The organism is Candidatus Chlorohelix sp., from assembly GCF_037138995.1.
In the GTDB taxonomy this organism is placed as follows: domain Bacteria; phylum Chloroflexota; class Chloroflexia; order Chloroheliales; family Chloroheliaceae; genus Chlorohelix.
The window spans coordinates 18,602-30,818 of sequence record NZ_JBAXHI010000044.1; the positions used below are offsets into that span (position 1 = coordinate 18,602).

At 46.2% G+C, this 12,217-nt stretch carries 8 protein-coding genes; 6 read left to right on the forward strand and 2 right to left on the reverse strand.

The annotated features are described in order from the left end of the window. Nucleotides 1-189: 189 nt before the first annotated feature. Nucleotides 190-1,152 (reverse strand): FAD:protein FMN transferase, encoded by a 963-nt coding sequence (locus tag WCK19_RS15730; RefSeq protein WP_342398347.1) that lies wholly within the window; start codon nucleotides 1,150-1,152, stop codon nucleotides 190-192. Nucleotides 1,153-1,192: 40 nt separating this feature from the next. Beyond that, the gene (locus WCK19_RS15735; protein ID WP_342398348.1) at nucleotides 1,193-2,200 is read right to left on the reverse strand and encodes a ferric reductase-like transmembrane domain-containing protein; all 1,008 of its coding nucleotides are present in this window, start codon (nucleotides 2,198-2,200) and stop codon (nucleotides 1,193-1,195) included. A gap of 321 nt (nucleotides 2,201-2,521) precedes the next feature. Between WCK19_RS15735 and WCK19_RS15740 the strand changes: the two genes are divergently transcribed. From WCK19_RS15740 to WCK19_RS15765, 6 genes are all read left to right on the forward strand, one after another. Beyond that, entirely contained in the window at nucleotides 2,522-4,789 is a 2,268-nt protein-coding gene (locus WCK19_RS15740; RefSeq protein ID WP_342398349.1) for a hypothetical protein, read from the forward strand. Nucleotides 4,790-4,807: 18 nt separating this feature from the next. Continuing rightward, entirely contained in the window at nucleotides 4,808-5,383 is a 576-nt protein-coding gene (locus WCK19_RS15745; protein WP_342398350.1) for a GNAT family protein, read from the forward strand. Next, nucleotides 5,383-6,003 carry a methyltransferase domain-containing protein gene (locus WCK19_RS15750; protein ID WP_342398351.1) on the forward strand — a complete coding sequence of 207 codons (621 nt, stop codon included), beginning with the start codon at nucleotides 5,383-5,385 and terminating at the stop codon, nucleotides 6,001-6,003. The genes WCK19_RS15745 and WCK19_RS15750 overlap by 1 nt, the downstream gene beginning before the upstream one ends. Nucleotides 6,004-6,005: 2 nt before the next feature. Next, nucleotides 6,006-6,791 carry a glycosyltransferase gene (locus WCK19_RS15755; RefSeq protein ID WP_342398352.1) on the forward strand — a complete coding sequence of 262 codons (786 nt, stop codon included), beginning with the start codon at nucleotides 6,006-6,008 and terminating at the stop codon, nucleotides 6,789-6,791. Nucleotides 6,792-6,977: 186 nt separating this feature from the next. Beyond that, a complete protein-coding gene (locus WCK19_RS15760; RefSeq protein ID WP_342398353.1) occupies nucleotides 6,978-9,524 on the forward strand; it encodes an AAA family ATPase in 2,547 nt (848 codons plus the stop codon). A 173-nt stretch (nucleotides 9,525-9,697) separates the two neighbouring features. Beyond that, complete coding sequence (locus tag WCK19_RS15765; protein WP_342398354.1) at nucleotides 9,698-11,146, forward strand: hypothetical protein; 1,449 nt, start codon at nucleotides 9,698-9,700, stop codon at nucleotides 11,144-11,146. The last annotated feature ends 1,071 nt before the right edge of the window (nucleotides 11,147-12,217 follow it).

Below are 12,217 nucleotides of genomic sequence, written 5' to 3' on the forward strand. Positions count from 1 at the left end.
AGATGGCTCGGTTAAATAAATCCTACACCTTATAGTATTACTCAATTTGGCATTAAGGGAATTAGCCTTTGTGCTTAGTAGGGTGTAGAAATATTCCTGAAGGGGTTTGATTTTACTAGGCAAGACAAACAAAAACGGCTCTCGACAAAGCTTAGAGCCGTTCCACAAAACATTCTTTTTTCGTGGCACTTACAGTTGGATTAATTCTCCGGCGAGCGTTACAAAAAGAATGGAGCTTAACGCTGCTTTTTGTTTCAGCTTTATTTTTTCAGTTTCCCGTGACCCCATTATCAATGCAGTTTTTGCCATAACGTCTGCCATTCGTACTGTATCTGCCACCACTGTTACGGCAGCGAGACCACTAGCGGAAGGCTGCCCAGTACGCGGGTCAATCAGGTGATGGCGAATCTGATTGCCTAGCAACCAACTTCGCCCTGTGGTAGAGGAGGTGGCAACTGCTTTATTGGAAACTTGAAGGGTGGTTATATCTCCGCTAAAACCGGGGGCTTCGTTCTGCACCGAAACAACCCAGCCATTTTTATTTTGTGGGGGGCAACCGTGTAAGTACATGTCCCCTCCAGCGCTTATCATAAAACTTTCAAAATTGGTTTGGCGCAACAGTTCAACAGCCCGGTCAACGGTTGAGCCTTTTGCAATCCCGCCCAAATCAACCCTGACTCCGTCAGCAAGCCTGATGTAACGCCTGTTTGGCTCTAATTCGATTGGGTTTTGGATTTGGCTAGGGTAGCTCTTAAAAGTTGGGGTTGAACTTAGCTCAAACAATTGGGGAGTGCCATCTCGAAGCGTTTCAAAGCTGCGATTGTAACCGGCGGATTCTAACGCTTCCAGAATTGTAGCGTCAAAGATTCCATTCGTTAATTCACGCATCCGGCAAGCGGCAACAATCATTTCGTACAATAGTGGGGAGGGATTTTCAATAAACCCCCGACTATTCAATTTGCTAAGTTCGCTATCGGGACGAAACCGACTCAGTTGTGCCTCAGTTTCGTTGAAAAGTAATTCTATATTGTTAGCGGCGGTGACTGCCTTGTTCGTGTCCTGTTCCGCCGCATAGATAATCAACTCAACTGTGGTGTTCATTGCCCTGAAATTCAGGGACACTTCAAACAATTCGTTATTTATATCAAGCATTTCAGAGCTATTCCCGGTTTCAAGGCTACTGCTTGTAGCTCTATGAATGTCGCGATCTAACTACCGGCTGAGAATACGATGGTCTGCTTACATTTGCGCCATTGCTAGAACTGTTCGAGCTGTAATAGTTTGATGAATAACCATCATCATTATTGAATTTGTTCATCAAATCAGAACCTTCTTTAGCCAGCCCAATTCCCAAAATTACCGCAATTATGCCAAACACGCTATACATTACCATTTTAGGGAAGCTGTTGTCAGCGGTTTGAACGTTACGATAATTATATGCCTGACGACTAGCCGAGTTAGGGCGGCGGTTTGGGGTGGTCATAACGGTGGCGCTGTTAGCTTTTCTGGCATTTGGAGCTTGTGGTACAGGGTTTTTGCGTTGTTGTGAGCGTGACTGGTAAGTTACATAGCCGATTGATTGCGCCACAATTACTGTAGCAGCCAGCGCAATTACTACGAAACTCATAAGCAATCCGCGCCCAGTGTTAATTTGTTGGGTTAAGGTGTGTACCAGAGCCACTGCAAACAGTAGGTAATTGAACCGCTGCATATTTTTCCAGTTCTTGCCCTTTAATTTTTTCAGGAAGTAATTATTGGAAAGAACCAGCAGAAAGAGAATTGTTATAGCTCCAATCAGCCCAAATATATCGCTGATGCCGAAAAGGTTTGTTTTTATTGAGCCATCGTCATTTAGGAATAAGCCTAATACGCTACTACCCCAGCTAATCTGAAGCGCAAATGTAAACAGCACATGCGCTATTATATTTAGGGCAGCCCAGATGCCGACATCACGCCGAGAAATCATATTGACGGGGTTTTTGCGAACCTTCAACATGTTGAGGGGTCCCATTACCAGCGTAACCATAACTAATAATAGCCCAATATATCCAGTGCCAAGGGTTAGCGTTTCTATAACTGATTGCCCTTGCGCTGCAATTAAACTTGCTATGATACAACCAATAAGGGTAACGCCTGCCAGATACATATTAGTGGTGAAGCGTGAGGCTTGGACTTTAACAGGTTTGGCGATAGCTGACATTAGAACATTCTCCTAGAGAAATAATAATTTAAATTCGCGCTTTTTCTTTATGTATTGCAGTATATAAGAGAAAGATTAGAGAATTATTAGAATGGCATCGCAAATTTAAATTTTTTGCAAAGGATTGGGCGCATTCCATTTTGGATTTTGGCTTGCCGATTTGCATCACCAAGTGTCGAACCCGAAAACCCGAACGCCCCGGTTGCCGAAGGCTATCAAAGCTGGTAAAATTAAGGTTACTTTGCTCAAGAAACCGGGTTGAGCTACAAGCGTTATTTTAATGTAGCAATCTGTCGGTAATTGTATAAGGAGCGCCTGTTTTTGTTAAACCGTTTCAGTAAGGCTAACAATTCCGCCATCCCCAAAGCTAAGGCTGAGCCGGATACCAAAGTTCCATTAAATTACCCGCCGCGCTATAATCCTCGCCCCGGCGCGATATTCAATAAAGTCCGACATACTATTATTAATCGGTTCTCCTTAATTCTGCTATTCCTTTCGATAGTTGCCTTTAGCGCAGCGTATCAAGCTCGCCCCATTATTTACGTCAATTTTGGGGGCGGTTATGATACCCCCTATCTTGATAATTTTGCCGGAGAAGTTCGCCCTAATAAAATTATAAATCAGGTCGAGGATACGTCTGATATGCCGCATGGGGATGTTTCGGCTACAACAAACGATCCGGGAATTGTTTTTAGCATATCAGGCAAACCGCTGCCCGAACCTGTTAAAGAAAATTATCGCTGGACAAAGCTTCGCAGCATTGTATTACTGCCGGGCGTTGGCGCGTACTCCGGCAAGCTTACCTTATATGCTGCGGCTTCTCCGCTTTACCCGCAAGGGCAGAAGGTTGTGGTGCTACTCAACGGGCAGGACTTTGCCACTTTTGAGGTAAAAGCTGGCGCACCCCAACGTTTCGAGTATAAGTACGAAGCTACCCGCTTTCAGGGCGGGAACATGGCGGTTGAGTTGCGGGTTGCCGCGCTTGGCACAACCGACCCAAACATTTACTCCGATTCTAAAAGCTATTACCGGGACGGCATGAAACTGTATGGCTTATGGCTTGAGCCGGAAGGGGGCAGCCTTGCCTTGCCTGACCCCAAAACGGCATTGCTTTTAACCGTTGCGAGCATGTTCTTTTTCTGGTTGCTGGTTTATAGCGGTGTAAAACATTCCCTCTCGTTTGGCATTTCAGCGGTTTTCGTATTGGCTCTGGCGGTTGTCCTTGCGGTATGGCGGTTGGAATTGGCGATTTTCACAACCCGCCTGACGCTGGTGTTGGTCGCTACCGGGCTGGCGTTGCTGGTCTTTGATTTGGTATTGCCTCGCCTTTTTCAGCGGTGGAACTTGCCCTTGCCGGGCTATGTCTGGACAACGCTCTTGGTGATTTTTGTGGCGGGGATGGTATTGCGGGGAGGGGGGACACTCTACCCCCAAACGCTGATAATTGACCAACGCTGGCATCTAAACGTAATAAACCGGATTCTGGATGAGCCGGGCGGTATCGCCTACGAGTATTCCAATAAGGCGGATAGTTTGGTTCCGGGACAGTGGAATTCAAGCGCAATTATCCCCTACTCGCCCTTCACCCATTTTTATCTTGCGCCTTTCGCCGCTTTGCCAATTGAGCGTGAAGTTACTATTAACCTGATTAGCATTTTCCTTGACGCATCGCGTATCTTCATTATATATGCGCTTGGGCTGGCGTTGGGCGCGACTATCAACGGGGCGTTGGCGGGGGCAGCTTTATACCTGATATTGCCTAGTACCTACCTATTAAATAGCTGGGGGAACTTGCCCACTACTATCAGTTTGTGGCTGGCAGTCCTTTATCTGACCGTTGCTTTGGTAAATTACGAAAGGCTGAAGCGTCCCCGAATATGGGCAGGGCTAACGCTTTTACTGGTAATTACTAACCTTGCCTATAGCGTGACGATGATATTTATGGGGATGGTGCTTTACGGCTGGGCGGCAGGCTTATTCTTCTTTTCCGGGCGCAAGGATAAGCAAGCTCGCGAAAACGGCAAGCTGCTTTTTCTATCCGCTACGGTTGCCGCGCTTGGGGCAGTTGCCATCTACTATTGGCAATTTATAGGCGATATTATGCCTACTTTGAACAGCTTTGGGCAGGATTTCAGCAAAGGAAAAGGGCTTGGCTTGGATGAGCGCGGCTTTTTTGAGTACCTATCGGTCTATTTGGGCAATCTCTCTACCACCTACGGGGTAATCGCTACGCTGGTTCTTGGGTTAATCGGGGCTGTTTTCCTCTCAAAAATGGGGAAAGGCTCTGCCCCTTTGCCTGCGCGATTTTGGTTTGTGTGGGGGATGGCGGCAAATTATCTGTTGTGGAGCATTGCCCAATGGAAAATTGATATGGTGGACAAGCAAGTCTGGTTTATTGCGCCCTTAGCTTTAGCTTTATCCGGGCAGGTTATCGTCACTATTTGGTCGAATCTTGGCGCAATTGCCCGATTTAGCAACAGCGCAGTTTGGAAATTGGCTGGCAAGTTGTTGGTTAGTTTTGTAGTAATATGGATGAGTTATTCGGCTTTTTCACTGTGGATATACCGAATTTTCTTTGCAAGACATTAAACACGAAAGAACAGTAAATTGAGCTTTTTTTTCGCCCCCGATAAAATTGTATGCCCTACTTTCACTCTACGCTCTTACGTGGTAGGGGATGGCGCATTGCTGAAAGAGGCGCAAAACTCCTCTTATGAGCATTTGAGAACATTTATGCAGTGGGCGCGTCCAGAGATACGTACAAATGAAGCAGAGAGCAGCACTAGGAAATTTCGCGCCCGCTACCTATTAAATGAAGATTTCACCATCGGTATTTTTAGCCGCGATGAGAAGAAATTGTTAGGCGGCACCGGGTTTCACCACCGAAACCGCCCACTAACTGAGGGCGTTGCTGAAATAGGGATGTGGATTAGGGCGGATTGCGCCGGACAGGGCTTAGGCACAAAGGTTTTGATTGAGATGCTGAAATGGGGCTTTAGCGATTGGCAGTGGGTTAGGCTATTCTGGCGGTGCAGCATCAAAAATATTGCCAGCGCACATGTAGCGCGTAAGGCAGGAATGATACAAGAAGCGCGATTAAGAAATGATTATATCTCTCATCTGGATGGCTCCAGAAATGACACGCTATATTTCAGTGCCTTGAAAGGGGAATGGCAAGTTTAATGCAGTTAGCTAATCGCCTAAAAAGTGCCCTAGATAACCCCTTCCTTTTCAATGCTCTGCAATTTGCGGTATCGGGAACGCAAAATAAAACGCGGCGGCTGATTCGTGAGGGCTTGCAACTCAAAGCTGGGGAACGCTTGCTGGATGTGTGCTGTGGTACGGGCGAGTTTGCCAATGTGGCGTTGGGCGCATCTGTGGGAATTGATATTAATTCCAAATATATTGAGTATGCCGAACAGCATTCCGGTAAAGGGAACGGGCATCCCGAACGAGCTTTTGTAGCGCAAGATATTACTGGGTATGAATTCAGCCGTACCTATGGCGCTTTCCCTAAAGCTATGATGATAAATAGCATGCACCACCTGAGCGATGCGGAAAATCTGGCAGTATTGGAAGGTATCGCGCGGGTTACTACCGAGCGTTTCGTGATAGTGGATATGGATCCTACCCCCTCAAACCCGCTCAGCCGTTTTTTGGCAAAACAAGATAGGGGGCAGTTCCTCCGCCCTCTTGCCGCGCAAATTGCCCTTGCCGAGAAATTCTTTGAGGTGGAAAAGGGCTGGGAATATTACTCAGGCTTGTGTGGGCAAACGATAATCGTGTGTAAAGTCAGGAGTTAGAATTGCAGCAAGAGGAACTGGATTTAAGCATTATCATAGCCTGTTATAACGAGCATGTGGTACTATGGGATAGCGTGGCAGAATTGGTGGACGTGTTAAATGGCACACGCTATCATAATTCTTATGAACTCATTTTCGTGGATGACGTAAGCAAAGATGATACAGTGGCTATTATCCTCGAATTAATCGCGAAATATCCAACAACGCGCATGACTTTGATACGGCATCAGAAAAATACCGGGCGGGGGCGTACCGTTACCGATGGTATTCAAGCGGCAAAAGGGCGCATGGTTGGCTTTCTGGATATTGACCTAGAAACTCCCGCGCATTACATCCCGGCAGCTTTGCTTGAAATCGAGCGCGGCGCAGATGTTTGCACGGCAGAACGGGTTTATAAGTTCATGTGGCGCACTTTTTACCGACAGGTTTTGAGCGTGGGCTATCATTTACTTGAGTCTAAGTTGCTAAAATTGCACCTGAAAGATACCGAAGTTGGTTTCAAGTTTTTCAAGCGAGAAAGTATATTGCCGATACTCCACCGCTGCCATGATTCGGGTTGGTTCTGGGACACTGAAATAATGTACCGTAGTTTCTTTGCCGGGCTACATATTACCGAAATCCCCACCCTTTTTATCAAGCGTTATGATAAAAAAAGCACTGTGCGGATATTTCATGACTCAATAGAATATTTCGGCAAACTTCTGCACTTTCAGCACGAAATTAAAAAGATGCGGGTTGAATATGAGATAAAAAAGCTGGAACGTCAGGTCGAAGAAGTAACCAACTAACCAACCCCCAATTGCTTTTAGCCGCCCTGAAGCTAGGTGTAGGGGCGGCTTTCATAAACTCTATTGTTCCTCTAACATAATACAACTGACTTAATCTTAGCGCTTTACGTATAATAGACAGCAAGAAGCAAGGCTTTGTTGAAAAGCCGCTTAAAAAAAAGAAAAAAATAAAAGGAGCAAAAATATATGATGCCCGGAGGAGTGAATCCTTTCGATAAATTTACCGAGAAGGCGCAAGAAGTCCTGATGTTAAGCTATCAGATTTTGGCTGAACAGCGTCATAGCCAGCTTGATGTGGAACATATACTTTTGGCGCTGCTCCAACAAAAAGACGGTATTACCACCCAAATACTTGAAAAACTTGGATCTGATATAGGTTTAATCAAACGCTCTGTTCAGGATGAACTGGATGTTACTCCTAAAATTCAGGGGCAACCCAATTTTCAGGGGATTCAGGTAAGCATGTATATTACCCCGCGTTTGCAACGCCTTTTTGTTAATGCCGAGCAGGAACGCGAACGCATGCGCGATGATTTTATCAGCACCGAGCATATTCTATTGGCAATTGTTTCTGACCCAACCGATAAAGCCGCCAAAATCCTGAAACGCTTTTTGGTAGATAGAGAGAGTATTTATCAAGCTCTACAAGAGGTGCGTGGAACTCAGCGCGTGACAGACCCGCAAGCGGAAAGCAAATACCAGATTCTGGCAAAATATAGCGTGGATTTATCAAAATTAGCCCGCGAAAACAAGCTAGACCCGGTTATTGGGCGCGAAGAAGAAATCCGACGGGTAATGCAGATTTTAAGCCGCCGTACTAAGAATAACCCGGTGCTAATCGGTGAACCGGGCGTTGGTAAAACTGCCATTGCCGAAGGGTTGGCGCAAAAAATCGTGGGCGGAGATGTCCCCGATAACCTGAAAGATAAGCGCGTGGTCTCCCTTGATATGGCGGGTTTGGTGGCAGGCTCAAAGTTTAGGGGTGAGTTTGAGGAACGGCTCAAGGCAGTAATCGAGGAAGTGCGGCGGGCGCAAGGTGAGGTCATTGTTTTTATTGATGAGCTACACACGGTGGTCGGCGCTGGCGGCGCGGAAGGGTCAATAGATGCCAGCAACATGCTAAAACCGCCTTTGTCGCGGGGGGAATTGCAGGTGGTCGGCGCGACTACGCTAGACGAGTACCGCAAGCACATTGAGAAAGATGCCGCTTTGGAGCGTCGTTTTGCGCCAGTGCTAGTGGGCGAGCCGAGCGTTGCGGATACGATTGAAATGCTGCGCGGGTTGCGCCCCAAATACGAATTGCATCATAACCTGAAAATAACCGATGCGGCTTTGGTTGCCGCCGCCGAGTTAAGCGAGCGTTATGTTACTGACCGCTTCTTGCCAGACAAGGCAATTGATTTGGTGGATGAGGCTTCTTCAAAAGTGCGAATTGATATGTTCAGCCAGCCGCCCGAACTTAAGCAAATGCAAGCCCGCCTTAAACAATTGAATGACGATATGGAATTGGCAGTTCAGAAACAGGATTATGAACAAGCCGCTCGTATGAAATACGAGATTGGCGCTCTAAAACAGGGGTTTGAGGAAAAACGGGGCAAATGGTTTGCCGAGAAACAAATAGATGATGTGGTGGATGAGGAAGATATAGCAGAAGTCGTCAGTAAAGCTACCGGGATTCCGGTTAGCCGAATGCTTGAAGGCGAAATGAAAAAGCTGTTATTGATGGAAGAACGCTTGCATGAGCGCGTAATCGGGCAGGATGAGGCACTTGTAGCGGTGAGCGATGCAATTCGCCGCGCCCGTAGCGGTTTGAGAGACCCCAACCGCCCCATCGGCTCGTTTATTTTCCTCGGACCTACCGGAGTGGGTAAAACCGAACTGGTAAAGGCGTTGGCTGAGTTCATGTTCGATAGCGAAGACGCAATGGTTCGCATTGATATGAGCGAATACGGCGAGAAACACACGGTAAGTAGGTTAATAGGTTCGCCTCCCGGCTATGTCGGGTACGATGAAGGCGGACAACTGACCGAAGCGGTGCGCCGCCGTCCTTACCAGATTGTGCTTTTCGATGAAATCGAGAAATCGCATCCTGAAGTCTTCAATACTTTGCTTCAATTGCTGGATGATGGGCGGCTAACTGATGGGCATGGTCGTACAGTGGATTTCAAGCATACGATTGTAATTATGACCTCGAATGTAGGCACCGACCACATTAAGCAACGGGCGTTAGGCTTTACTGTCGGCGCAAACCGCCAAGAATCCGAAGATAAGGCTGCCGACCAAAAGATGCGTGAGCAGGTGATGTCAGACCTTCGCGACCAATTCAGACCGGAATTTTTGAACCGAATTGATGAAATCATTATCTTCAGCCACTTGAGCCAAGAGCAAATTAAGAAAATCGTGCGGTTGATGATGAAAGATGTAATTAAACGGCTCGAATCGCAGGGTATGAAGCTGGTATTGACCGAAGCCGCCTTAGACTTCTTCGCCAAAGAAGGCTACGACCGGGTTTATGGGGCGCGTCCCTTGCGCCGAGTTATCCAGCGCAAGCTTGAAAATGTGCTTAGTCGGATGTTACTCGATGGCAAATTCAAGCAGGGAGATACAATTCAGGTAGAGCTTAATCCAGAAGCGTTGACTGAGTTGAGATTTACAATAATAGAACAAGCTCAACCGGTAGAAGCTGTGCCTATCGAGCAAAACGAAGCGGTTTTGACTGATAGTTCTAACTAAGGGATATTGATTTATTGCAGAGGTTCGGGTTTTCCGAGCCTCTTTTTTATTGTGGGCGTTGGGGTTCTGTAGGAGAGGGCTATTCCTCGATAATATGTTCCTACTGGACTTAACCGATAGCCTCAGCTAAAATGACAAGGGCAATTCACACTCTAAGGGGAAAAGGATAATTCATGAATAAAATACAAACTGCTTTTACGCGGACGTTGCTTTTACTAATTATTTTATCTAGCAGTTTGGTTGCCTGTGGAGATACCGTCTCATCTGGTGCGGTTCAAACCTCAACTCCAAATCAAGTTGGTGGAATAACATCTACACCCGTATCCGTAGGAAATACGACTTCAGCAAAGGCTACTACTGCCGCCGGTAGTAGTGTACCTACCACCGCCAAAGCCCCTATAGTTTATCTGACTATTCCGGTTTCTAGCGAGGCAAGGCAAAGTCTTGAAAAGGTGGCGGAGGATGCCGTTAAAGTGCGGGGCTTGAGCTTTGCCGCTAAACTAACCTCCAATTTTATGACCCCGGAGGCTATCGGCAAATATGCTGAAGATTCCATAAAACGGGAGCTAACGACGGAAGAAATCAGCGATTATGAAAAATCCTTGCTGGTTTTTGGCTTTACCAAACCGGGCTTCGATTATGTTAAAAGCTATATTGATTTGCTACAAGGTAATGTTCTCGGCTTTTATGATTCTGATGAAAAGAAATTATTTATTAACGTTGCGGATTCGAGTAAAGGCGTAAGCCCACTTACGCGCTGGATAGCTGAACATGAGTTGACCCATGCGCTGCAAGACCAAAATTTTGGGATTGAAAAGATACGACCGCAACGATTACCAACCGATACAGAATGGAATGACGATAGAGATTTAGCGGTAATATCTCTAATTGAAGGAGATGCGACTGAATCTCAATTTCTCTGGACATTAGGTAAGTATCTGAGCCAGCAGGAAATAACGCAATTGGTTAAAGATTCGCAAGACGCTTCCGGTAAAGCCGCGCAAGTTGTGAGCCAAATGCCCCCGATAATAATGGTATCGCAAACTTTCCCCTACGAACAGGGCTGGGCTTTTGTGCAAAATCTCTATAAGCAAGGGGGCTGGGATGCGGTTAACAAGGCGTGGACGGAGTACCCGCCGGTTTCTTCTAGCCAAATCCTGAATTTCGATAAATATAAGAATCGGGTTGAGCCGGTAAAGGTAGATTTAGGCGACCTTACGCCTGTTCTCGGCTCTGGTTGGCGTTCGGTAGATTTGAACACTATGGGCGAATATACCACCCGTGTATGGCTCAAGGGGCAGTTGTCGGAGGATGGGGCAACTAAAGCCTCCACAGGTTGGGCAGGAGACCGCTATCAGGTGCTTGAAAAAGACGGTAAATTAGGTTACGTCTGGCGCAGCGCATGGGACAATGAAGCGCAAGCAAAAGAGTTTTTCGATGCAACGCTCCGTTATATGACCCCCACCTATAATTTGCAGGGGGCAGGGGGCAGTGGTACAAAACGGGTCTGGCAAAACGCAGAGCAAGATGTTCAACTTATTCAGAAGGGCAACGAAGTTCTAGTAATGGTAATGCCAAAAGGTGCTGCTGCTGCAAAAATTGTTGCAACCTTGGGCTTCTAAGTTCCACCGAATAAGGGCGCATTTTATTTTGGATTTTGGATTGCCGATTTTGGTCGGAAGTATTACTACAAAGGCACAAAGGGCACAAACCAAGAGAATTAACCCGTAGGGTCGGTTCGCGAACCGCCCTTCGTCCCTTGCCACCAATCCTCCCGATTTTGTGCCACCCATCAAGGGCGTGTCGAGCCACGCCCCTACGAATTAAAACTATCCTCGCCCATGCCAAGAGAATTAACCCTGTACGAGCGACCTTCGGGTCGCGATTTCTCGCTCTTCCCATGATTGCTCCAATCCTCCCGATTTGCGCCAACCCATTGAGGGCGTGTCGATCTGGTTTTGTAGCATCCATAGATAATTACCTATGTTATCCATAAATAAAATATATTGGACATTATATTAAAAGTTGATTAGTATAAGTAAATGCAAAATGCTGTTCCATAAAAAGCAGCAATTATATATAGAGGATAGATTAAGACAAGCTAATTGTAAAAGTAATTATTAGGGCTAATTATTTTGCAAACAAGCTTTAATTGTACCAAGCATAGGCTACTATAATTAATTGGAAACTTCCCTTTTTTCGAGTCCACATTCAGTACCATATAAATTATCAGGCTTTATCTGTCTAATAAGAATTAGGCATGTCTTTGTATCTGCTGAAAGTTTCTCTAATGTTGTTGCATATCGTTGCAAAATAGCTTGAATATTCAGCTTTACATTGATATTCTATGATGAGGCGAGCATTAAGTTTGGTTAGTGTGTTGCTAGGCATGTGCAAATTTGAGTGAGATGAAAAAGCGCTCCACTTTCAATATCAAAGATTTTTCCTCTAGCTCAAAAATGCTCGGTCTTTTTGATGTGTTTATATGGTGGTAGCTTATTTTTCTGCTAAGCATTTAGGAAAGGGAAGATTACTAATGAATTCGAAAAAAGGAAAGCTGCTCCGCTTTTCATGGCTGTTGTTGTTGGTTGCGCTAGTTTTGGTTGCGTGTGGCGATAACGGCACCGCTAAGACCACTGCTGCTCCTGCTTCTACTACTACCACCGTAGCGGCTGCGGCTGCTACTACTGCGG